The following is a 24,157-nucleotide window of genomic DNA, read 5'->3' on the forward strand; positions in this document are numbered from 1 at the left end:
AAGTTTTATTATGCCTAATATTGTTCTAACTAGAATAGACAATAGACTATTACACGGACAAGTTGCTACTCAATGGACAAAGGTTATTGGCGCAAATCTTATTCTTGTTGCAAATGATGATGTAGCAAATAATAAAATGAGACAAAATCTTATGACTATGGCTGCTCCTAATGGTGTTGCTACTAGGTTTTGGACTCTTCAAAAGACAATTGATACTATACACAAGGCTGCTGATAGGCAAAAAATTTTCATAATATGTGAAAGCCCAAAAGACGTTCTAACACTTGTTGAAGGCGGTGTTCCTATTAAAGATCTTAATATAGGAAATATGCACATGGCTGAAGGTAAAAGACAAGTTGCAGGAGTTGTTGCTGTTGACGACAACGACGTTGAGGCTTTTAAAAAACTTAAAGAAAAAGGTGTCAATCTAGAAATTAGAAAGGTACCTACTGAATCAGCAGAAGACATTAATAAATTATTTTCATAAAATATCTAGGAGGATTGTATGAACTTTAATATATTACAAATAATTTTAATTTTTCTAGTTACTTTTGTAGTAGCTATTGACCAATTCTCTTTCCTAGAATCATTATATCAACCTATAATTACAGGTCCTGTTATAGGAGCTATCTTGGGAGATATGCACACAGGACTTATAGTTGGGGCAACTTATCAATTAATGACAATAGGAAATATGCCTGTAGGTGGAGCTCAACCTCCAAATGCAGTTATAGGCGGAATAGTTTCTGTTATTTTTGCCGTAACATCAGGTCTTGAACCTAATGCAGCAGTAGCTGCAGCAATTCCTTTTGCACTTTTAGGTCAATACGGTGTTACAATTATATTTACTTTGATGAGTCCAGTTATGGCAAAAGCTGATCAATATGCAAAAGATGCAGACCCTAAAGGAATCGAAAAAATCAATTATTTCGCAATGATTCTTTTGGGAAGTATTTTTGGTATTATAGTAGTTTTATTCTTTATAGCAGGATCTTCATTCGGTGCTAAACTTGCAGCTATGATTCCAGAAACTCTAATGCACGGTCTTGGAGTTGCTGGTGGTATGATGAAATTTGTAGGTTTTGCAGTTTTATTAAGACTTATGGTTTCAAGAGATCTTTGGGGATTTTTCTTTATCGGATTTGCCCTTGCAGTTATTGTAATGGCTAACGAATCCCTATCTGGTTCAGCTCTATTAATAATTTCATTAATAGGATTTGCACTTGCTTTCTGGGATTACCAAGTTCATGTAGGATTAAAAAATGTAAGTGCATCTGCAAATTTTGAAGGAGGAGAAGAAGATGGAATATAATGATATGAATTCTTATAAAGATACCAATCCTAGTCAAAAACTAGATCAAAAAACATTAAATAAGATGGTATGGAGATCATTATTTCTTCAAGCATCATTTAACTACGAAAGAATGCAAGCTGGTGGATGGTTATATTCAATCTTGCCAGGTCTTGAAAAAATTCACACAAATAAGGATGACCTTTCTAAATCAATGGCTCACAACCTAGAATTTTTTAACACACATCCTTTCCTTATAACATTTGTTATGGGAATTATCCTTTCACTAGAAGAAAATAAAGTCGAAATCCCTACAATAAGAGCCGTAAGAGTTGCAGCCATGGGACCTTTGGGAGGAATAGGAGATGCCTTATTCTGGTTTACCCTTGTACCAATCGTTGCAGGTATTTCTTCAAACATGGCCTTGCAGGGCTCAATTGCAGGTCCTATACTTTTCTTTGTAGTATTTAATATATGCCAATTTGCTATAAGATTTTGGTTGATGAATTGGTCATATAGGATGGGCGAATCTGCCATTGATGTTTTGACGCAAAACGCTAAAGAATTTACTAGAGCTGCATCAATTCTTGGAGTATTGGTTGTAGGAGCTTTAGTAAGCGTATATGGAGATACATCAATAGCACTTGAAGTAGATAATGGTACAACAAATGCACCTGTTCTAGTAGATACAGTTGTTAATAACGATGAGTTATCAGAATATGACGAATTATTATATAAAGACAAAGATAAAAAAGAATTAAACGATGGAGCAGTTATAAGAGATTTAGGAAATGGAAAATCCGAAATCGAATTTAACACTTACGAAGAACAACCTGTTAAAGTTAAAATTCAAGAAGTTTTAGATGGAATAATTCCAGATCTTGTACCCCTAGCTATAACTTTGTTGCTATTTTTCTTATTGACAAAGAAAAAATGGACTCCAATTAAATGTATTGCCTTCTTATTAATCCTCGGTGTAGCTGGTGCCTATATTGGAGTATTTTAATGGCTAATGCAGTTATAGCAACAAGTCATGCATCTCTTGCCAGCGGAGTTTATTCCGCTGTTAAGATGATTGCAGGAGAATTTGAAAATTTAAAAATACAAGAATTTAAAGAAAATGATAATCTTGATGAATTTGATGAAAAATTAAAAGAAAATTACAAATCATTAAAAGATTATGAGAATGTTATAGTCCTTGCCGATCTTGCAGGAGGAACCCCATTTAACAGAGCCGTAATGACTTTGGGAGATCTTCCAAACGTAAGAGTTATAGCTGGTTTAAATTTTGCAAGCCTTTATCAAGCTTTAAATTCTTCTGGAAATCTTGATGAAAGCGTTGAAGAAATAATTAATATCGGAAAAGAATCAGTAATACAATACAAAAACGAAAACGAAATTGAAGACGATAATTTTGAAGATGGAATATAAAAATTACATCAACTTTAATTAATAATTTAAAACCTAGTTAAAATATTGTATTAAAATTTTAATAAACTCGTAAATTTATTTAAATATTTTCAAAAAAACAGGTGTTAGCATTTATTTTGCTAACACCTGTTTTTTGATAATTTATTTTTGGTATTTTTTCTCCCCATTTAAATAGGTTGCTTTTAAATTTAAATCGTAATCTAATAATATAAAATCTGCATCGTAGCCTTGTTTTATTTTTCCGCACACATTATCTATTCCTACAGATTTTGCTGGGACTAATGATGCCATTTGGACTGCTTCAAACACATCTACTATATCCCAATTTACTACATTTTGAACTGCTTCTTTTAATTTTAAAATTGAGCCTGCTAATGATCCTGATTCTAATCTTGCTGTTCCATTTTCTACTTTTACTGGAAATTCTCCAAGTTTGTATGATCCTTCTGGCATTCCTCCTGCCATCATACAATCTGTTATTAAGGCAATTTTATCATAGCCTTTTTTATTTATCAAAATTTCTGCAGCAGCTGGATTTACGTGATGACCATCGCAAATTAATTCTGAAATTGCATCCGAATTCATAGCTGCTCCTACCATACCAGGATTTCTGTGATGAAGTCCGCTCATTCCGTTAAAAGTGTGAACAAAAATATTTGCTCCATCTTCTACTGCTTTAATAGCCTCATCATAAGATGCATCGGAATGTCCTAGGGCAACATAAACTCCCATGGCATTTGCTTTTTTTATAAATTCTTGTGATCCGGCTCTTTCTGGGGCAATGGCAATTTTATTTACAAGTCCACCTGATAATTCTTTCCATTTTTTCAATTTTTCTATATCAGGATCGGACATATATTTTTCATTTTGGGCTCCCTTATATTTTTCTGTAAAAAATGGACCTTCCAAAAATATTCCCCTAACTTTTGCACCCTTTACATCCTTATATTCTTCTCCCACAACTTTTACAGCTTCATTTAATCTTTCAGTTGAATCTGTAAGAGTTGTTGGCAAAAATGATGTGACACCTGTTTCAAGTAAGCCTTGTGAAATTATATCCAATGCTCCTTTTTTGGCATTCATTATATCCTCATTTTTGTAGCCGTGAATGTGGGTGTCCACAAGTCCTGGAGCCAAAATTCCTTCCAAATAAGTGAAATTTTCTGGCTCATTTTTGGAAAGTGATTTTACCTTTCCATCTTCCACTTCTACAAATAAATCTTTTTCAATTTTGTCTTCTAGTATTACGTAATCTGCTTTGTAAATCATAAATTCTCCTTTTCTTTTCTACTTTTACAATACCGAAATGAATAATTTTTTCAATTTATATTTTTGATAAATTTTATAATAATCTCTACAAATCTTAAAAAAATCTTTGGATAGAATAATTTATAAAATCTTTAATTTTATCTTGCAAATCATTTGCATTTATTTTTTTTCTGTAGTAGAATTAAAAATATTATAATGCGAATCATTTGCAAGAAAGGAGATTATATGAAACACAAAAAAACAAATTTATTAGCGGTTTTTTTAATTTTTGGATTTATTTTTTTATTTGGGGGATGTCAAAAAGAAAATATTTCAAAAAAAGAAGATTCTTCTAATAAGAAATTAATTTATACAAGCTTTTTTCCTGTGGAGGAGCTTACAAAAAGAATTGTTGGCGATAAATTTATTGTCAAATCTATTATTGATAAAAGCCAAGAGCCTCATTCTTTTGAGCTAAAAACTGAAGATATTAAAAATATTATCAAGGCTGATTTGGTAATTTATAACGGAGCTTCTATGGAAACTTTCATTGATGATTTAAAAAATTCTTCTGATAATAAGGAAAAATTTGTTGATCTTTCTAAAAATTTAACTTTACTTTCTTCTGCAAAGGATGGAAAAGTTTCAAAGGATAAGGTAAATCCTCACACTTGGCTTTCTATAAAAAATGCAATTACTGAGCTTGAGGATATTTATGAAAAAGTTGTTGAAATTGATCCTAAAAATAAAGATTATTACAAGAAAAATCTTGATGAAAATATTGCAAAATTCAAGCAATTAGACAAAAAATTTGCTGATGAGCTTAAAAATGTTGATGAGAATAAAAGATATTTTGTTGTTTCTCATGCCGCTTTTAATTATTTGGCTGATGATTATAATTTAAAACAAGTTGCAGTTACAGGAATATCTCCTGAGGATGAGCCTTCTGCTAAGCAACTTAAAACTATAGCTGATTTTGTGAAAAAACATGATATTTCTACAATATTTTTTGAAGGTAAGGCTACCCCAAAAGTTGCTGAAACTTTGGCAAAATCTACGAATACAAAAACGTCGACTTTATATACTATGGAAAATTTGACTAAAGAGGAAGCTGAAATGGGTTATTTGAAATTGATGGAAAAAAATTTAGAAGCCTTGAAAGAGTCTTTTTATGAGTAAGTTTGCAATAGAGATTAATAATTTAAGTTTTTCTTATGAACAGGAAAATATTTTGGAAAATTTATCTATGCAGGTTGAAAAAGGAAAATTCGCCTTGATAATTGGTGAAAATGGCGCTGGAAAAACAACTCTTATTCGTTTAATTTTAAATCAATTAAAGGATTATAGGGGAGAGATTAAAATTTTTTCTGATCCAATAGAAAAGTCTAATCACTACAAAGATTTAGCTTACATTTCTCAAACTTCTGTTCAATCTTATAAACTTTTTCCAACGAATGTTAAGGAAGTTATTCAAAACCACATAAAATTTTTGAATAAATCTTACGATATTGATAAGCTCTTGAAAGATTTTGATTTGCTTGATGTAAAATATCATGCTCTTTGTGATTTGTCTGGGGGACAAATACAACGACTTGCTTTGATTTTAGCTTTTATAAAAGATGCAAAGCTACTTATTTTGGATGAGCCTACGGCTGCTATAGATATGAAATTTTCTAGGGATTTTTATGAGCGTTTGAAAAATTTAACAAACAACGGAAAAACTATTTTGATGATTAGCCACGATTATAAACTTGCATCTATTTTTGCTGATGAAGTTTTTCATTTGTCTGCTAAGAAAATTAGAAAAATCGACAAAAATAAATTAAAGGAAAGTTTGGGAGATTTTTATGTTTAATATTTTTGAATATGATTTTATGCAAAAGGCCTTTGTGGCTGGAGCTTTAATTGCTATTATCCTTCCTTGTATTGGTCAATTAGTTCTGATAAAAAGACTTTCAATGATTGGGGATACTCTATCCCATTCATCTTTGGCAGGTCTTAGCATAGGTCTTGCATTTGGCATAAGCCCAATTCTTTCGGCTATGATTTTTTGTATATTTGCTGCTTTTTCTATAGAAATTATTAGAAATAAATTGAAAAATTACCAAGAAGTTTCAACAGTAATTATTCTTGCAGCATCAATTGGAATTGCTGGAATTATGGCTGATTTATCCGCAAGTGCAAATGCTATTTGTTCATATCTTTTTGGCTCAATTGTTACAATTTCTCAAGAAGAATTTTATTTGTTAATTGGTTTAAGTCTTTGCTTTTTAATAATTTATTTTCATTTTTACAATGATTTTTACCTTTTGCTTTTTGATCCAAATTCTTCTCAAATTTTGGGCCTTAGAGTTAAGCTATTGAATTTTACAATAAGTTTTTTGACAGCGATAGCTGTAGCAATTTCTGCAAAAACAATTGGCTCTTTGATAGTTTCCTCACTTTTGGTTATTCCATCAATTATTGCAATACAAATTTGCAAATCTTACAAAAATAGCTTAATCCTTTCCATAATTTTTTCTTTGGTTTTTGTATTTGCAGGACTTATGCTTTCTTATATTTTTAACCTAAGACCTGGTTCAGTTGTAGTTTTAATAGCGGTATTTAGTTTGATTTTAGTACTTTTAATAAAAAAATAGGAGATTATATGAAAAATAAAAAAATAATTGCCCTTGCTTTGGCAACATCTTTCGTTTTGACTTCATGTTTTAATAAAAATAACGAAAAAATCCAAGACAAAAAAGAAAAAAAAGCAAGCGTAAAAACAGAACAAAAAATAAAAGAAGACAATACTACGGAAGTTTTAGTCGATTCAGAAATTAAAAAAGATGACATAGTCAAAGTTGTAAAACACGGAGACCATTGGCATATTTTTACAAAAGACGGCAAAGAACACATCTCTTACAAAGATCCAAAAGATTTTGGAAAAGATGGAGGCGTTGATCTTGTAGATGTAGTCGATACAAACAAATTAAAAAACAAAAATGTTATTGCCATAAAAAAACACGGCGATCATTGGCACGTTTATACAAAAGATGGTGGCGAATATTTAACATACGAAAATCCATCAGGGCTTTTCCCAAATATAAAAATTGGAACATACACAGGAAACCATAGGACAAATCCTACAAGTCAAGCAAAAAACAAAACAAATAATTCGAAAAAACTATCAGGAGATAAGGTTGTAAAAATATTACAACACGGCGACCATTGGCATATCTATACAGCAAATGGAAATGAATATATTTCATATTCAAATCCAAGCACTTCTTATCCACACATAAAAATTGGAATATATACTGGAAATCATTCAAATCAAAATACCAAAACAAATAAAAAACTTGCAAATGCAGGAAACAATTCGAAAAACAATAGAAAAAATAAAAATAATAAAAACGAAAATTCATCAAGCAAGGAAAAAGAAAGACTTGAGAAAATAAAAAATTTAAAATTAATTCCAATCTTAGGAAAGGGAACTATAAACAGGTATGACATAGTAAAAATTCTTGTTCACAATGACCACTACCACGTTTATGATTCAAAAAATAGAGAGGCAATAACCTACACAAATCCAAAAGATTTATTCCCTAAGGCATACTTTGGCGAATATGGAAATAAAAATCATTCAGAAAACAAAAAACCAGAAAAAAATAATCCCGAAGTTAAGCCACCAAAAGATAAAAAAGATGAAAAATGGCCAAAAGGAATTACCAAAATAATCGATCACAAAGATCACTGGCATTTGTACAGAGGCGATGAAGAAGTTGGAGTAGTAAAAGAAAATCCAAGACATATTTATCCAGACGCAGAATATATAGTAGAAAAAAACGAAAGCGATGATATTGCCGTATCAGACGATGAAATTTTCGAATATAAAGATATAAGAGCCGAATTAATAGAAGGAGTAATTCCATACCTTGAAGGCGACCTATCAAAATTTACACATTTTGGAAATCTTCCAGAAAATGAAGCAGTATATGGGTCAAACGGAGTAAGAGAAAATATTTTTTATTGGTACCATCTAAACCATTATCATGCAAAAACAATAAAACAAATCATCCAAATGCAAAAAGACAAAAAATTTGGTCCATACACAGCCAAAGACGTTGTAAAAACAATAAAATACAAAATAGAAAACCCAAACACAAACCTAGAATACAAATCAAAAATAAAAATCGAAGATATAAAAGAATTCTTGAAAAACCACTATAAAGTAGACTCAGCAGATATTTTAAATATAGGAGATTCAATGGTTCAAGTATTCATACAAGATCAAACTCTAAACTTCTATACAAGAGATTTTGAAATGAAAAATGGAAAAATTACCTACAAAAAAGATTTACCAAAAGTTTCAATCAAAAAAGAAACAATAGAAGAAGAAAATAAAGAAGAAATTGAAACAAAAGAAATTACCGAAAATAAAAAAATAGAAAATATTGAAAAAAACGAAAATAGCAAAAAAGAAAAAAATAACAAGGATAAGTCAAATACCCCAGAAAACAAAAAGGAAAAAGACCAAACAAATACAAATCAATCAAAAGAGATAAATCCAACAGAAGAAATAAAAAAAGAAAATCCAACCAGTAGCGAAAATAACCATTAAAATTCTTAGGAAAATTTAAGCTATAAAAATATAAAACTTATCTAGCTTGATTTTGTTAATACACTTGTCCATATTTAAAATTATATCTATTACCCATAAAATGCCCTCTTTCTGGCAAAACCATCAAAGAGGGCAGACATTTATCAAGATAGCTAGTTTTTATTAACTATAAAAAATCATATAAATTTAATTTTTCCTAATCAACATTGAAAAGAAATAAAAAACAGGCTGATCTTAGCTTACTCCCAAATTATATGGGATAGGTCAAATCCACCTGTTTTTTTAAAAATATTCTATGATTTTTTTCTTTCCTCTTCGATTTTTTCTATTCCCTTTAAAATTCTTTCAGCAATTTTATTTCTTGATTCACTCATCCTAAAGGAAACAACCCTTCTAAGAGCTTTTGGGCTGTACATTTTTTTCTTTCTGTAGAAACTATCCACTCTTTGAGTCATTTTTTCTTGGAAGTTTTCTTCAATTTCATCTAATTCTTTTTGGAAGTTAGTTAAGTTTATTACTGTGAGAGTTAAATCTGATGAATGAATTCCAATCAAAATAAAAGGCAAAATTATTACAAAAATTTCTGGCAAGAGCAAGTACAAATTCTCTGCCATAGGAATCAAATAATTCATAACCAAAATTCCAGCAAGACCAAAACCAACAGAAGTTGGAACAGAAGTTCTTCCATTTAAATTCAAAGGCACATCCGTATAATCCCACCATCTTGCATGAAATAATTTTTCAAGAATATAGGAAGTAGGATATTCCAAAATCATGGAAACCACAAATCCCACAACAAAAATTTGAAGCGACGAAAGTCTTTCCAAGACTCCACCATTTACCAAATCATAAGCAAAAAGAGCAAAAATCGATCCAAAACCATAAATCGGACAAAGAGGTCCATACAAAAACCCCCTATTTTGCCATTTTTGATTTTGAGCAGTGCAATAAATACTTTCCCAAACCCAACCCAAAAGGGCAAAGAAAAAATAAAAAACTATATACCTATTAATTACCATAAACCACCTATCCCTAATTTCTAATTCTTTTACTAATATTATAAGCGATTTATCAAAAAAATAAAACGAAAGAAATTTTTTGAAATGTATTTTATAGCTTTATTATTAAAAAATATTAGAAACAATAAAAACTAAAACAAAAAACACTACTATTAATTAGCAGTGTTTTTGTAAACTTTTCACTTTGCGATTTTTGGAATTTTTCGTCTACTTTATAAATTTGTTTAATCCAAACTAAACTTAAAAACTCTTCTGTTTTCTCTCAAAAAATTTATAATTCCTATTAGTTCATTTTCGTTTTTATTGTGATATTGTACTTCTAATATCAGCTTATCATCTCTATAATTTATGGATTTTTCGCTGAATTTTATATTTTCTTTTTTGAAGTACTTATATATTTTTTCTATGCTCATAGGATTATCTAAAACTATATCTATGGTATAGGGCCTTTTTATAAAACTAAAAATCCCAAATTCTTCTTTTAAAAACAATTGTAAAATTAATATTAATATGCTTGAGCATATTCCTATTATATACATTCCAGCACCTATGCTCATGGCTATTATTGCTGTAGTCCAAATTCCTGCCGCTGTGGTAAGTCCTGATATATAATCTTTTTTTATAAATATAAGACCTCCCCCAAGAAATCCTATACCTGATACTATTTGTGCTGCAATTCTTTCTGCATCGTAATGGCTTGAATCTGAAAAACCATATTTTGAAACTATCATTGCAAGGGCTGCTCCCAAAGCTACTATTGTATGTGTTCTTATTCCTGCAAATTTTCCTTTAAATTCTCTCTCAAGACCTATTATTACACCAACTAAACAAGCTAAAAATAATCTTAATATTAGTATTTTTATAAATTCTAAGTCTTCCATTTAGCTTTTCCTACTTGTTTTCGAAAAAATCTTTTGTTTGTTTTCTTACTTCTTTTACTAAAACTAATAGGGCAAGGATATTTGGAATTATTACAAGTCCCATGGCTATATCTTGAATTGTCCAAACCATTGTTATTTTTCCTAAACAACCTACTATGCAAAGAAATGGATAAATAAATTTAACTTTGCTTGTAAATTTTTCTCCGTAGGCATAGGTAAATGATTTTGCGGCATTAAACCATTGTCCCATAAGGGTTGTAAAGCAAAATATCAATAGTGCAAATATTGCTACATAAGATAGGGGTTTAAATACTGTTCCTATTGCACTAATTGCCATGTTTGATGCTTGTATTGTTTCTCCGTCTATTGGTATTTGTGATACTCCTATTGTTATTGCTGTAAGTGAGCAAATAATTATTGTATCTAAAAATACTTCTGTAACTCCAGTAATTCCTTCTTCTACTGGATGATCTACAATAGCTGTACCGTGAGCAAATGGTGCTGTTCCTTCTCCTGCCTCGTTTGAATACATTCCTCTTGCTATACCGTATTGCATAGCTCTTGCTATAACAAGTCCGCCTACACCACCTGCGGCAGCTTTAAAAGAAAATGCTCCATCAAAAATCGCCTTAAAAACTAAAGGAACGTTTTTAATATTTACAATTATAACTAATAAACATAATACAACATAAAGAATAGACATAATAGGTACAAGGCTTGTTGCAACTTTTGCTAATCTTTTAAGTCCACCAATTGCTATCATAAATAATAAAATTGTCAAAATAATTCCTGTCAATAGATTATTGACTTTAAAATTATCTGCAAGTATTGTAGCAATTGTATTTGATTGAACAAGATTTGCTCCCATCATTTTTATAGTCATCAAAACTGCTATTACAATTCCTAAAGCTGGAGCTTTTAATCCATCTCTTATGTAATACATTGGACCTGATAAGATATTTCCGTCTTCGTCTTCTCCTCTATAAATTTGTGAAAGAACGATTTCTCCGTATTTTAGTGCCATTCCAAAAAATGCAGCAAGCCACATCCAAAATATAGCACCATATCCACCAGCAACAATTGCTGTCGCTACACCAACTACATTTCCTCCACCAATATTTCCAGCTAAAGTTACCATCATAGCTTGAAATGTAGACAAAGAACCTTCTCTTTTTTCAATATTTCTTTCCTTAAAACTTTTTACCAAAGTATTATGAATAATAAATTTAAAATGTCTAACTTGTACAAATCCTGTTGCTATTGAATAAAGTATACCAAGGCCTAACAATACAAATACAAGCCAATTTCCCCACAATATCTTATTAAATTTTTCTAAAAATAGTTCTAAATTCTGCATAAAATCTCCTTATTTATTATTTTAATAATTCATCAACCCTATCAGGGAAGTCAGTAATAAGACCATCAAAACCCATTTCAACAAAATCTTCCAAATTATAAGAAAGTTTTGAAGAAAGCCACGCATTTACAAAAATTCCTTCATCATGAAGCTTTGAAACAAGATCTTTGTCAACAGTATTTACCAAAGGATGAAAATAAAAAATTCCATTATCTTTTAAATATTTCACAGGATTAGCTAAAACAGATTCTTCCAAAAATCCCAATTTTAATGTGCTATCGATTTCCTTCATCCTAAGAACAGATTCATGATTAAAAGATGAAATAATTATCCTATCACAAATTTCATATTCTTTCATAAGCTCATATAATTTTTCTTCAATTCCATCATAAGCTATCAAGCCATTTTTAATTTCAATATTTGTAATAAGATTAGTATCCTTTACAAAATCAAAATATTCTCGAAGAGTAGGAATTTTCTCATCAATTCCGTCATATCCATAGGCTGCATTTAGTTTTTTTAATTCTTCTAAATTTAAATCCTTAACAAAAACGTCACAGCCACAAGTTCTCAGCAGATTTTCATCGTGTATTATAACCAAATGTCCATCTTTTGATAAATGAACATCAAGTTCAATGCCATCTGCTCCCGCATCTAGAGCTTTTCTAAAAGCAAGCATAGTATTTTCTGGATACTTTGCCTTAAAGCCCCTGTGTGCATAATTTAACATAAAACCTCCTTATAGACGTAAAAAGCCCAGAAACAAATCTGAGCTTTTCTCCATCATATAAAATTACTTTTGTATTATAGCATATTAGTTTTTCTTTGACAATACTTTATTATCAAAAATATAATAACATTATTCAAACACAAAAAATAAATGAACCTGCACAAAAGACTTCTTAGCCTTGTACAGGTTCATTTTTTTAAATTTTTATTTTAATCCGAAATTTTTTCAGGATTTTTTATTTTTTTAATTCTTACAATTTTAATTCGAGTTTCTTCAATATATAAAATTTTAAATTCGTAATCCTTGTAGACTACTGCTTTTTCACAGCCTTCATCTGGAATAAAGCCAAGTTTATCGATTATAAAACCACCTACTGTATCGTATTGGTCGTTTTCTTCATCAATATCTAGTCCCAAAAATTCATTTAAATCTTTTATTGATGTCGAACCTTTTACTATATAGGAACCCTTGGTTGAACTTCTAATATCTGGTAGATCCTTGTCGAATGTATCGTCCATATCTCCAACAATTTCTTCAACCAAATCTTCCATAGTAACAAGTCCCGAAAATCCACCGTACTCATCTATCAAAATCGCCATGTGAGTATGATCTTTTTGCATTTGAGAAAATAATTTATCAATTTCAATTTTTTCTGGCACAAAAAAGGCTGGTTTTATTAATTTTCTAATATCAACACTTGCAATTCCCACATCAAGTGCCTCTAAGAGATAATCTTTGGTATAAATTATCCCCAAAATATTATCGACTTCTTCATCGTAGACTGGAATTCTTGAATGTTTTAATTTGATAAATTCATCCAAGTATTTTCTCTCCCTATCTTTTATATCAATCATAAATACTTCAGGCCTTGCTGTCATAATCTCTTCTGCCCACACGTCATCAAATTCCATAATTGAATGAATCATTTTTGATTCTAATGGTCTTAAAACTCCTTGGTCTTCTCCAACTTGGACAATGGATTTTATTTGCTCTGCCGTAACTTCTTTTTCAATAGCCTTAGACTCAATTCCAAAAATATTCATAATGATATTTGTAATTTTATTTATAAAACTTACAAAGGGCCTTGTCAAAAACAAAATCAATTTTGCAAATCCTCTTGTCTTTTTGGAAATAGTATAGGGATTTCTAATTCCAATTCTTTGAGGAATCATATTGGCAAAAATTCTTTTTATAACTACAAAAACAATTACCATAAGAATCATTATAAGCATTTGCATAAAATCCGATTCTCTATTTAAAAAATTTTTCAAAGTATCTTTTATATTTAATAAAAGAAAGGCAATTGTAATAATTGACAAAACTCCATCTTGAAAATTTTGACTTTGCATAAGTCTTTGTTGGTCTTGAGATAAAATCAAAACATCTTTAGCTTTACTATCTCCATTTTCTACCATCTCTCTTAATTTTTGATGATTTAGGGAAGTTAAAGATGAAAAAATCATATTAACCAAGGCATTTAATAAAATAAGTGCCAAAACTATTAAAAAAATTATTAAATTCGCGTAGGGTCCTTCCGTATCCATTTGTTTCTCCTTCAAAATTTATTTATTAAAAGGACGCTTAACACGTCCCTTTTATCTTTATTACTAAACTATGAAATTTTCTATTTTCAAGACTTAGGCTTCGGATATAATATCTTTAACTTTCATAAGTCTTGAGATAGTTGCTCTTTCATTTTCTTCTAGCTTAGCTCTAATATATTTTATTGTTTCTTCCAAATCTGGAATTGTCCTATATTCTAGGGCGTTTACCCTTCTTCTTGTTCCTTCGATTTCATCTGCCATAAGTTGAGTTGATTTTTCAAGTTCTGCCAAAGTTAATAGTTTATCCATAACCTTGTTTAATCCTTTTATGGCAAGATCCAAATCAGCTGATGTTTGAGCAAGTCCATAAGGATACATAGAGGCATTTTCGTTTCCTCCCTTGTCAATTTTAAATTCCATTTGAGGAATTCTTACACTCATGACATTTTTTACTTTTATATCTACCCCAATTTTTTGTGTTGGAAAACTTACTGCTTCTTCCAAAAATTCTGGGCTCATAAAAGATGAAGCCATCAAAAATCCTTTTGATGATTCTTTCAAATCAGCTTCAACTTCTTCACGAAGTCTTTTATTTTCTCTGATTTTTTCAAGAAATTGTCTCATTAACTCATCTTGCTTGTCTTTTAAAAGTTTGTAGCCTCTTTTGGATGTGGCAAGTCTTTTCTTTAAGGTATTTAAATTCATCCTGGTTGGAGTTACATTAAGCCTTGTCATAGCCTAAGACTCCTTTTTGTTTTCGTCTTTATCCAAATATTTATCGATTAATTCGTCATCGATTCTCTTTAGTTCAGATTTTGGTATTATTTTTAATAATTCCCAACCAAGATTTAGGGTATCTTCTATGGATCTATTTGTGTAGAATCCTTGATTTATATATTTTTCTTCAAATTGTTTTGCAAATTTTGCAAAGGCAAGGTCAGCCTTTGAAAGGGCAGAATCTCCAAGGATTTTTTGAAGCTCTCTTGCGTCAACTCCAGATGCATAAGCTGCATAAATTTGGTTCATGGTATCCGCATGGTCTTCTCTAGTTTTTCCTTCTCCAATTCCCTTATCTTTAAGCCTTGATAATGATGGAAGAATTGAAACTGGTGGGTTTACTCCTTGGTTATATAATTCGTTTGATAAAATAATTTGTCCTTCTGTGATATAGCCTGTCAAATCTGGGATTGGGTGAGTTATATCATTTTCTGGCATGGTTAAAATTGGAATTTGGGTAATTGTACCTGGTTTTCCTTTTAATTTTCCAGCTCTTTCATAAAGGGTTGCAAGGTCTGTATAAAGATATCCAGGGTAACCACGACGACCTGGAACTTCTTTTCTTGCTGCTGAAACCTCACGAAGGGCTTCTGCATAGTTTGTCATATCTGTCATGATAACCAAAACTTGCATGCCTTTTTCAAAAGCCAAATATTCTGCTGCTGTTAGGGCCATTTTTGGTGTTGATAAACGCTCGATTGCAGGGTCATCTGCAAGGTTTATAAACATTACTGACCTATCCAAAGCTCCAGTTTTTTCAAAATCTTGTCTAAAGAATTGAGCTTCTTCGAATGTAATTCCTATAGCTGCAAAAACAACGGCAAAGTCTTCACTATCATTTAATACTTTTGCTTGTCTTGCAATTTGGGCTGCAAATTTATTGTGTGGAAGTCCTGAGCCTGAAAATATTGGAAGTTTTTGTCCACGAACAAGGGTATTCAATCCGTCGATTGTTGATACACCTGTTTGAATAAATTCTGATGGATAATCACGGCTTACAGGATTTATTGCAACTCCGTTTACATCTCTTTTTTCTTCAGGAATAATTGATGGACCATCATCGATTGGTCTTCCTAGTCCATCAAAAGTTCTTCCTATCATATCTTCGCTTACGCCAAGTTCTAGTGGTCTACCTAAAAATCTTACTGATGTTGATTTTAAGTTGATTCCAGAAGATCCTTCAAAAAGTTGGACAACAGCATTGTTTTCGTCAATTTCTATTACCCTTCCTCTTCTTCTTTCTCCTGTTTGAAGTTCTATATCAACTAGCTCTTCATAATCAACTCCACTAACATCTTCGACAAGCATTAGGGGTCCAACTACTTCTGATACGCTTTTATATTCTTTTAGCATTATTCATCCTCCCCCTTTGCTACAGCTTCTTTGCATTCTTTGTCGATTTGTTCTTTGACTTGGTCAAATTCTTCCAAGTTTTCATCTTTTATAAGTTTTAATCTTGTGATTTTTTCTTTTACTTCAAGCTCTTCAAGTCTGTCAAGATTTGCCCCATCAGATAGAGCTTCTAAACTTTTGTCATAGAAATAAAGAATTGTATCAAGCATTAAGTCTTGTTTTTCCATTGGACAGAAAGCATCTGTTTCGTGGAAGGCATTTTGTTGCAAGAAATCTTCTCTTAGTGATTTTGTTACGTCAAGTTTTAATTTATCATCATCACTTAATCCATCACGACCGATTAGTCTTACAATTTCTTGTAGGGATGATTCTTGTTGAAGAAGACTCATTGCTCTCATCCTATTTTTTGAGAATTTTTCATCAACAGTTTTATCTATATATGAATCCATTTTATCTTGGTATAGTGAGTAAGAATTTAACCAGTTTATAGCTGGGAAGTGCCTTTGGTAAGACAAATCATAATCAAGTCCCCAGAATACTTTTACTATACGAAGGGTTGCTTGGGTTACAGGTTCAGATAAGTCTCCACCTGGAGGAGAAACTGCTCCTATTACTGAAAGTGATCCTTCTTTTTCTACTTGTCCGTTTACTATAACTTTTCCACTTCTTTCGTAGAAATCTGCTATACGGCTTGCAAGATAAGCTGGGAATCCTTCGTCTCCTGGCATTTCTTCCAAACGTCCACTCATCTCACGAAGGGCTTCTGCCCATCTTGATGTGGAATCTGCCATTAAGGCAACTGAATATCCCATATCTCTATAATATTCTGCCATGGTAATTCCTGTATAAACACTTGCCTCTCTGGCTGCAACCGGCATATTTGATGTGTTTGCTATAAGTACAGTTCTTTTCATGATTGATTCGCCAGTTTTTGGATCGATTAGTTCTGGAAATTCGTCAAGTACGTCAGTCATTTCGTTTCCACGCTCTCCACAACCTACATAAATTACAACGTCAGCATCAGCATATTTTGCAATTTGGTGTTGGATAACTGTTTTTCCTGATCCAAATGGTCCCGGAATTGATGCAGCTCCACCTTTTGCAACTGGGAAAAATGTATCAATAACTCTTTGTCCTGTTATAAGTGGTGTGTCTGGATCAAGTTTTCTATTAAATGGTCTTGGAGATCTTACTGGCCATTTTTGAATCATATTTAATTCTTTATCGCCATCTTCTGTTTCAATTACAGCAACTGTTTGGTCAACTGTAAATTCTCCATCCTTTATGTCTTTAACTTTTCCTTTAATTCCATTTGGCACCATAATTTTATGGTTAATTACTGAAGTTTCATCAACACTTCCTAGAATATCTCCAGGGATTACTTCATCGCCAACTTCTTTTTCCGCTTTAAATTCCCATAATTTTTCTCTATTTAGTGGTGGGGCTGTAACTCCTCTTTTTAGGAATTCTCCTGCCAATAATTCAAGTTTTTCTAGTGGTCTTTGGATTCCGTCATACATTCTTTCAAGTAGTCCCGGTCCAAGTTCAACTGATAATGGAGCTCCTGTTGAGACTACTTCATCTCCAGGTCCAATTCCAGTTGTTTCTTCGTAAACTTGAATATTTGCAACATCCCCTCTCATCTCTATAATTTCTCCGATGAGCTTATCTTTTGAAACTTCGACCACATCATAGATATTAGCATCAGATAATCCCTTTGCTTCTACAAGTGGACCTGATACTCTTGTGATTTTACCTTTATTCAAATTTGGTCTCCTTTTAGTTCAAAATGTTAGCTCCAACAGCTTTTTCTACACTCTTATTTATATCTGCCATTCCAAGTCCAAGATCTTCCTTGTTGGATGGTATAAGTATAATTGCTGGAGTCATTTTTTCTCTGTATTTGTCTATAGTATCTTGGATTTTTGCTGCAAAATCTTCTGTAATAAATATTATTCCCACATCTTCTTGGGCAAGTTTATTTACAAGTTTTTTTGCATCTTCTCCATCTACTGCTGTATATACGTCAACTCCCAATGCCTTAAACATTAGGACAGAATCTTTATCTCCTATTACGGCTACCCTATACATACAAATCACGCAACCTTTCTTCCATAAATTCACGAGAAAGTGAATTTAGTTTGGCTGTTAGGATAATTCTCAAGTTTTTAATTTCCATTTCACGACTTATAAGATAACCCATAATTACTTCTGGACCATAACTTACTTTTTTACTTTCTTTTGCAAAATCCATCAAGTGATTATCGATTATTTTTTCTATTTTTTGCATAGCCTTATACAAATCATCTTCTTCCAAAGCATTTTTTACTTGTGGGTAAATTTTTTCTTTGAAAAATAGATTTGAATATGAAGTTTTTTCTGCATTTAGTGAATCTCTAAAGAGATTTTTTTCAATGTTTCCTCCATCTATTAGGGCTTTTTCTAATAAGTCTACACTTTGGTCTTGACCTTTAATTCTTAAAAGTGTTTTTAAATTTGTAAGGTCAATTCTTTCTTTGGTAAATTTTATTAAACTTTCATAATTGAGATTTTCGCTATCTTCTAAAAGTTTTTCATAAAAATCTTTATCCAAAGATAAGTCTATATCTTGAGGATCCTTATTTTCTTTATAAAGGTCTAGGGCTTTTTTTGCATAAGAAAAATACTTGTCATTTTGATTTATGTCTTCTTTGAGATTTCTCTTTATTTTTACAAGGTCAATTTTCCCTATATCAATATAGATAGACTTGTAGTCCTCATCTTGAATAAGCTCTTTTAATAAAACTTTCAAATTATGAAAATTATATTTTTCTTCCAAATATTTTACCAAGTTTTCGTCAGGGCTTATTTTTATCATATCCTTATATGAATTTAAAAGCATTTGAGATAGGGCTTTTTCATAATCTTCATTTCTATCTAATTTTTGTAAAAGCTCGCCATATTTTGTATCGTTTAAGGATGATATAGCCTCATTTAGGTTATCTGTATCTATTAGCCTTTTTAAATTTTCTGAAGTAAGGAGATTTTTTTCGTATACTCTTGTAGTAATGGATGGGCGGATAAATTTTTCTCTATCCATCTAAATCACCTCACTTAAATATTTCATCAACTATAATTTTTTCTAAAGAATCTTTTTCAAAGTTTACCAAAGACTTGTAGGTATTGTCGTAGGAAATTTTTCCGTTTTTTACAACAAAACCACCTTCTACGCTTTCATTTGATACTTTAAGCCCATTAAAATCTTCTTCTTTGAAATGAAATTTCATATCTTTTTGTAAAAGTATTTCGCCTTTTTCGATTTTTGAATCTTTTAGTCTATTTAGGACAAAATCTTTGTAAGAATTTGGTCCAAGTTTTTCTAATTTTTCAATTAATTTTTCTAAAACTTCTTCTACAACTTGATTTTTTGCTTCAATTTTTATATCTCTTGCCTGTCTATTTGCAGTTACTTTTGAATTTTCTTTTATTCTTTTTGCTTCTTTTTTGGCATTTTCTATAATTTGTGAAACTTCTTTTTGGGCTTTTTCTTCTGATTCTTTTATTATTTCTTCTTTTCTTTTTTGACCATTAGATAGGATATGATCGGCTTCTTTTTTGCCGTCTTCTTTTATTCTATCTAATAATAAATCAAGATTGTTCATAATAAAGCCTTATATATTGTTTACTAGAAGTAGGGAAATTACAAATCCTAAGATTGCATATAACTCAACCATTACTGCATAAACTATTCCTTGTACGAAATTATCTTCGTTTTTTGCAAGTATATTCATACCTGATACTGCTACTTTTGCTTGAGCTATTGCTGAGAAATATCCTACTACTCCAATTGGAAGAGCTGCGAAGATATAATAAAGTCCTTGTTGGAAATTAAGATCTCCACCTAATTTTCCTAAAATCATAAATCCTATTACAAATCCGTAAAGTCCTTGTGTACCTGGTAAAAGTTGTAGTACAAGTGCCTTACCAAATTTTTGTGGTTCTTCTACAGTTAAGCCTGCAGCTGCTTCTCCTGTCATTCCTGTTCCTTTGGCAGATCCCATTCCTGATAAGAATACTGCTATAGCAACAGCAACTGCTCCCATTATCTTTCCACCATTTTCAACTAAAAAATCAACCATTGTATCCTCCTGTGATTATATTTATAAATTTACTATTTTCTATCATTTGTCTAAATTTCTTGCCGCCACCTTCATAGAACTTGTTAAACATTTCTACATAAACAAGTCTTAGGGAGTGAACGTATGCTGATAGGGTTGATAGGAATAAGTTAAATAATTGGAAAATTACAAAAACTATAATAGCTCCTATCTTTCCTAAAATTCCCGCTGGCCACAACATTCCTACAATCAAGTTTACTGAATAAGCTACAAATCCTCCTGAAAGAACAAGCGCCATAAGTCTTAAAAATGATACAAAATCTCCAATCCAAGAACTCATACCATATAAAGAATATAAACCTCCTGCAACTTTTCCTCCAACAGATTTATTTTCACGTCCTCCTGTAAGAACTATGCCTATCATGCCTATAATCATTATTATTTTTGCAACATTTTTTCCTGATCCATCAAGTAAATATAAGGCTATAGCTCCACCTACTGCCATATACCACAATAATACATCAAATACTGCACCTAGTGGATCGCCATCACGAATTAGCATATAGGCTTTTACGCCCAAAGCTGTAAATAATGATATGCCACCGATTATAAGTGAAATAACCATTAGGGTGTTGAAATCTTTTTGTGTATCAATTAGACCTGGTAGTGGAATAATTCCTCCAAAAAATGAACCGAATATTAGTCCAAATACACATCCTGAAAGACCAACTCTTGTAAAAAGTCTTGCCATTTTGTCAGTTGACTCTGGCAAATCTTTGTATTTTCTAAGTAAAATTGTTCCAATAAAAAGTATTAATCCATATCCCAAATCTCCAAGCATAAAACCTGTAAATATTGTATAGAAAATTGAAACCAAAAGTGTTGGATCAACTTCGTTATATTTTGGTAGTGAGTAGGTTTCTACTACTGATTCGTAAGGTTTGATAAGCTTGTTGTTATCAAGAATTACAGGAACATCTGGATCATCTTTGTCTGCTTGTTTTATATCAAGTACAAAATCTTCTCCCAAAACTTCCTTCAAATCTTTTTTGAACTTGTCGTTTAGATTGTGAGGAATATAGCCTTCAACGAAGTCTATTCTTTTTGTTTTGATGAAAAATTCGCTACTTGCTTCTTTTTTTCTTAAATTTTCTAGATAAGTTTGGTAAAGGTAAAAATCTGGCAAAAATATTTTCATTTGCTTAATTTTTTCTTCACTATCTTTAAGCTTTTTGTCTAAATTTTCAATTTCTTCTAGATTTAAAGCTATTTTTTCACTAACTTTCTTTTTGGTCTTAATATTTGCTTTTGAAAAACCATGATCTCTTAGAAATTCTCTAAAATCTTTTGCTTCTTCAAGACTTGATATGGCTATTAGATAATTTAGGCTATCTTTTTTGGAAAGATCTACAACTAGGGCAGTTTTGAAATCTTTTTTGACTAAATCTTGGTCAAAATCTTTATAAAACTGATCTGCAATTGAGCCAATTTCTACGAAAAATCTGTGTGAGTTTTCAATAGAATTTATATCCAAATCCAAAGCCTTAAAGCTTTCTAGTTCTTCATTTGCTGCTTTTAAATTTTTAATCTTATCTTGACTTTTATCCCTTATATCAATGTATTCTTTTAGTTGAGGATATATTTCATCAAATCTAAAATTTTCGCCTTCTTTGTAGAGATTATCAAGACTCATGTCCTTTTTTGTTAAGGAAGATTTTTCTTCCTTATCCAAAAACTTCTCTATAGAATTTATTGCATATTCTAGCTTTGATCTTTTTTCATCAATTCTTGTAAGATTATCTTGGTTAGATACCTTTTTGAGGTAGTCTTCCTTTTCGTCGACCACAAGATCGTTAAAATGAACATAGTTAAACTTTTGTAAAATATCTAGAAGGCTTTTTCTATTATTTTCAAAAGAGAAAAGATTAAACTTATCCATTTTAACTATTGCCATTATTTACAATCCTTTCTGTTAAAAGATTTAAAAGCCCTTCAATTTTTCCCTCATCTTGGTCTAAAATATCTTTGCTTTCATCTTTTGCCTTGTCAATAAGTGGAATCTTTTCTTCGCTTGCTTCTTTCTTTGCATTTTCGATTAAATCATTAGCATCTTTTTTTGCCTTTTCGATTTTTTCTTTGTAAGAATTGCTTGCTTCGATTTTTGATGATTCAATTATTTCCTTGGCTTTTATTTTGGCATCGTCTACAAGTTTGTCAGCTGCAATTTCTGCATCTTTAACTTGATTTATTACATCGCTTGCCATCCTTCACCTCCTACTATATATAGTTTAATTATAGCATATTGACCATATAGATGTATATTACCCATTTTAATCAATTTTTATAGAAAAATTCGAAAAGATTAAATAATTATTTTCAAATAATTTTTTAAATACATTCTTTTGAATTTAAAATTTTCTATAAAATTTTGCTTTGTTTTTTATTCTATTTTAAAAATTTATTTTTTTTATGTACTTTGTTGACAAAAATTTCTGATTTTATATAATAAAATTGATAACAGTTATCAATAACTTTGAGGAGTTTTTATGAAATCTTTTAATAAATCAAAAATTTTTAATAAAAAAATTTTCAATATAATAAAAAATAATAGAAAAGCTCTGTACTTTTCTTTGTTTGTTTTTACATATTTTTCTATGGCTTTTAATTATTTAATAATTAAGGATTTTGTTTTATCCAAAATTCTGTGCATTTTTTTGGGGATTATGAGTCTATTTTTTTTAAATAAAACTTACATAATCCCCAAGAAATCTCAATTTATTTTAAAATCTATCCTTCTTATTTTTATAAGCTTGTTGTTTTTGTCTTTATTTTTGATCTAGTTTTTGATTTAGTTTGTGGACAGAATCGATGTATCTAATTGTTCCTGATGGAAGTCTTAGAAGTAGTGATTGGGTTTTTGCCATATTATTTTTTGTGTAGGATACGCCTTTTAGGAAAGTTCCATCTGTTATTCCTGTTGCTGCAAATAATACGTCATCGCCTTTTACCAAATCGTCTATTGTGTAAACTTTATCGAAATCTACTCCCATTTTTAGGCATCTTTTTACTTGTTTTGAATCTGATGGGGCAAATACTCCTTGGAAATCTCCTCCCAAACATTTAAGGGCTGCGGCTGCTATAACTCCTTCTGGTGCTCCGCCTATTCCCATTATCAAATCAATTTTTCCATCTGATAATTCTGTGGCTATGGCTGTTAATACATCGCCGTCTTCTACCATAGAAATTCTAGCTCCTGCTTCTCTTATTTCTTCAACTAATTTTTCGTGTCTTGGTCTGTGCAAAACTGAAACTGTAATATCCGAAACTTTTTTGTTCAAAGCTTTTGCTACATTTTCTATATTTTCTTTGGTTGATTTTTTTATATCTATTACGCCTTTTGCCTTGCTTCCTGTGGCAATTTTATTCATATAAACATCTGGAGCATTTAGTAAGCAACCTTGTGGTGCAACTGCAATTACTGAGATTGAATTGCTAGTTCCATTTGCAAGAGATGCTGTTCCATCTATTGGGTCTACAGCTATATCTACAACATCATCTTGGCTCATATCGCCAATTTCTTCACCTATATATAACATAGGAGCTTCGTCGATTTCTCCTTCTCCGATTACAACCCTGCCATTTATTCCCAAATAATTAAACATTGCTCTCATTTGGTCTACTGCAATATTGTCAGAATCGTTTTTCTTGCCCTTGCCTAAATATTTTCCGCTTGCAAGAGCTGCTGCCTCTGTCACTCTACATAAGTTGATACCTAAATCTCTATTCATTTTTTCTCCTTTAAATCCTCTTGTTAAAGTTAATAGGA

24 protein-coding genes are annotated in these 24,157 nt (G+C 31.0%); 8 read left to right on the top strand and 16 right to left on the bottom strand.

Features of this window, described 5'->3' with window-relative positions; genetic code table 11:
- The first annotated feature begins 10 nt into the window (after window positions 1-10).
- Genes agaV through HMPREF3045_RS01290 form a run of 4 tightly spaced genes read left to right on the top strand, consistent with a single transcriptional unit; the run spans window position 11 to window position 2,722 of the window.
- Window positions 11-487: a PTS N-acetylgalactosamine transporter subunit IIB gene (gene agaV, locus HMPREF3045_RS01275; protein WP_004839538.1), complete on the top strand. Its 477-nt coding sequence runs from the start codon at window positions 11-13 to the stop codon at window positions 485-487.
- A gap of 18 nt (window positions 488-505) precedes the next feature.
- Complete coding sequence (locus HMPREF3045_RS01280; protein WP_019118793.1) at window positions 506-1,312, top strand: PTS mannose/fructose/sorbose/N-acetylgalactosamine transporter subunit IIC; 807 nt, start codon at window positions 506-508, stop codon at window positions 1,310-1,312.
- Entirely contained in the window at window positions 1,302-2,297 is a 996-nt protein-coding gene (locus HMPREF3045_RS01285; protein WP_019118794.1) for a PTS system mannose/fructose/sorbose family transporter subunit IID, read from the top strand. The genes HMPREF3045_RS01280 and HMPREF3045_RS01285 overlap by 11 nt, the downstream gene beginning before the upstream one ends.
- The gene (locus HMPREF3045_RS01290) at window positions 2,297-2,722 is read left to right on the top strand and encodes a PTS sugar transporter subunit IIA (RefSeq protein WP_070736817.1); all 426 of its coding nucleotides are present in this window, start codon (window positions 2,297-2,299) and stop codon (window positions 2,720-2,722) included. Before HMPREF3045_RS01285 ends, HMPREF3045_RS01290 begins: the two co-directional genes overlap by 1 nt.
- 141 nt (window positions 2,723-2,863) lie before the next feature.
- Here HMPREF3045_RS01290 and nagA read toward each other — a convergent pair whose 3' ends face one another.
- Window positions 2,864-3,991 (bottom strand): N-acetylglucosamine-6-phosphate deacetylase, encoded by a 1,128-nt coding sequence (gene nagA, locus HMPREF3045_RS01295; protein WP_070736818.1) that lies wholly within the window; start codon window positions 3,989-3,991, stop codon window positions 2,864-2,866.
- A gap of 225 nt (window positions 3,992-4,216) precedes the next feature.
- Between nagA and HMPREF3045_RS01300 the strand changes: the two genes are divergently transcribed.
- The 4 genes from HMPREF3045_RS01300 to HMPREF3045_RS01315 are packed head-to-tail and all read left to right on the top strand — an operon-like array spanning window position 4,217 to window position 8,573.
- Complete coding sequence (locus HMPREF3045_RS01300) at window positions 4,217-5,149, top strand: metal ABC transporter solute-binding protein, Zn/Mn family (RefSeq protein ID WP_070736819.1); 933 nt, start codon at window positions 4,217-4,219, stop codon at window positions 5,147-5,149.
- Window positions 5,142-5,825 carry a metal ABC transporter ATP-binding protein gene (locus HMPREF3045_RS01305; RefSeq protein ID WP_070736820.1) on the top strand — a complete coding sequence of 228 codons (684 nt, stop codon included), beginning with the start codon at window positions 5,142-5,144 and terminating at the stop codon, window positions 5,823-5,825. Before HMPREF3045_RS01300 ends, HMPREF3045_RS01305 begins: the two co-directional genes overlap by 8 nt.
- The gene (locus HMPREF3045_RS01310; RefSeq protein ID WP_070736821.1) at window positions 5,818-6,609 is read left to right on the top strand and encodes a metal ABC transporter permease; all 792 of its coding nucleotides are present in this window, start codon (window positions 5,818-5,820) and stop codon (window positions 6,607-6,609) included. The genes HMPREF3045_RS01305 and HMPREF3045_RS01310 overlap by 8 nt, the downstream gene beginning before the upstream one ends.
- An 8-nt stretch (window positions 6,610-6,617) precedes the next feature.
- Window positions 6,618-8,573, top strand: a complete 1,956-nt coding sequence (locus tag HMPREF3045_RS01315; RefSeq protein ID WP_070736822.1) for a hypothetical protein — start codon at window positions 6,618-6,620, stop codon at window positions 8,571-8,573.
- Between the two features lie 293 nt (window positions 8,574-8,866).
- On the opposite strand, the gene HMPREF3045_RS01320 is transcribed toward HMPREF3045_RS01315, so the two are convergent.
- The 15 genes from HMPREF3045_RS01320 to glpX all read right to left on the bottom strand — a co-directional run bounded on the left by HMPREF3045_RS01320 (window position 8,867) and on the right by glpX (window position 24,119).
- Window positions 8,867-9,592, bottom strand: a complete 726-nt coding sequence (locus HMPREF3045_RS01320; RefSeq protein WP_070736823.1) for a putative ABC transporter permease — start codon at window positions 9,590-9,592, stop codon at window positions 8,867-8,869.
- 224 nt (window positions 9,593-9,816) lie between these two features.
- A complete protein-coding gene (locus tag HMPREF3045_RS01325; RefSeq protein WP_004839556.1) occupies window positions 9,817-10,473 on the bottom strand; it encodes an MgtC/SapB family protein in 657 nt (218 codons plus the stop codon).
- Between the two features lie 10 nt (window positions 10,474-10,483).
- Window positions 10,484-11,830, bottom strand: a complete 1,347-nt coding sequence (locus HMPREF3045_RS01330) for an alanine/glycine:cation symporter family protein (protein ID WP_004839557.1) — start codon at window positions 11,828-11,830, stop codon at window positions 10,484-10,486.
- 16 nt (window positions 11,831-11,846) lie between these two features.
- Window positions 11,847-12,560, bottom strand: a complete 714-nt coding sequence (locus tag HMPREF3045_RS01335) for a glycerophosphodiester phosphodiesterase (RefSeq protein ID WP_070736824.1) — start codon at window positions 12,558-12,560, stop codon at window positions 11,847-11,849.
- Between the two features lie 209 nt (window positions 12,561-12,769).
- Window positions 12,770-14,104, bottom strand: coding sequence for a hemolysin family protein (locus HMPREF3045_RS01340; protein WP_070736825.1), 1,335 nt, complete (start codon window positions 14,102-14,104; stop codon window positions 12,770-12,772).
- 93 nt (window positions 14,105-14,197) lie between these two features.
- Window positions 14,198-14,839, bottom strand: coding sequence for a V-type ATP synthase subunit D (locus tag HMPREF3045_RS01345; protein WP_004839560.1), 642 nt, complete (start codon window positions 14,837-14,839; stop codon window positions 14,198-14,200).
- A 3-nt stretch (window positions 14,840-14,842) separates the two neighbouring features.
- A complete protein-coding gene (locus HMPREF3045_RS01350; RefSeq protein ID WP_070736826.1) occupies window positions 14,843-16,234 on the bottom strand; it encodes a V-type ATP synthase subunit B in 1,392 nt (463 codons plus the stop codon).
- Window positions 16,234-18,000, bottom strand: a complete 1,767-nt coding sequence (locus HMPREF3045_RS01355) for a V-type ATP synthase subunit A (protein ID WP_070736827.1) — start codon at window positions 17,998-18,000, stop codon at window positions 16,234-16,236. The genes HMPREF3045_RS01350 and HMPREF3045_RS01355 overlap by 1 nt, the downstream gene beginning before the upstream one ends.
- A gap of 13 nt (window positions 18,001-18,013) precedes the next feature.
- Window positions 18,014-18,325, bottom strand: a complete 312-nt coding sequence (locus HMPREF3045_RS01360) for a V-type ATP synthase subunit F (RefSeq protein WP_004839563.1) — start codon at window positions 18,323-18,325, stop codon at window positions 18,014-18,016.
- On the bottom strand, window positions 18,318-19,313 hold the full coding sequence (locus HMPREF3045_RS01365) for a V-type ATP synthase subunit C (protein WP_070736828.1): 996 nt from the start codon (window positions 19,311-19,313) through the stop codon (window positions 18,318-18,320). The genes HMPREF3045_RS01360 and HMPREF3045_RS01365 overlap by 8 nt, the downstream gene beginning before the upstream one ends.
- Window positions 19,314-19,323: 10 nt before the next feature.
- Window positions 19,324-19,875 (bottom strand): V-type ATP synthase subunit E, encoded by a 552-nt coding sequence (locus HMPREF3045_RS01370; RefSeq protein WP_070605842.1) that lies wholly within the window; start codon window positions 19,873-19,875, stop codon window positions 19,324-19,326.
- 9 nt (window positions 19,876-19,884) lie between these two features.
- A complete protein-coding gene (locus HMPREF3045_RS01375) occupies window positions 19,885-20,352 on the bottom strand; it encodes a V-type ATP synthase subunit K (protein ID WP_004839566.1) in 468 nt (155 codons plus the stop codon).
- Window positions 20,345-22,285 carry a V-type ATP synthase subunit I gene (locus tag HMPREF3045_RS01380; RefSeq protein WP_070736829.1) on the bottom strand — a complete coding sequence of 647 codons (1,941 nt, stop codon included), beginning with the start codon at window positions 22,283-22,285 and terminating at the stop codon, window positions 20,345-20,347. The genes HMPREF3045_RS01375 and HMPREF3045_RS01380 overlap by 8 nt, the downstream gene beginning before the upstream one ends.
- A complete protein-coding gene (locus HMPREF3045_RS01385; protein ID WP_070641884.1) occupies window positions 22,272-22,595 on the bottom strand; it encodes a V-type ATP synthase subunit H in 324 nt (107 codons plus the stop codon). The genes HMPREF3045_RS01380 and HMPREF3045_RS01385 overlap by 14 nt, the downstream gene beginning before the upstream one ends.
- Before the next feature lie 561 nt (window positions 22,596-23,156).
- A complete protein-coding gene (glpX, locus tag HMPREF3045_RS01395) occupies window positions 23,157-24,119 on the bottom strand; it encodes a class II fructose-bisphosphatase (RefSeq protein ID WP_070641879.1) in 963 nt (320 codons plus the stop codon).
- Window positions 24,120-24,157: the final 38 nt, after the last annotated feature.

This window comes from Anaerococcus sp. HMSC075B03 (assembly GCF_001815585.1).
GTDB lineage: Bacteria > Bacillota > Clostridia > Tissierellales > Peptoniphilaceae > Anaerococcus > Anaerococcus vaginalis.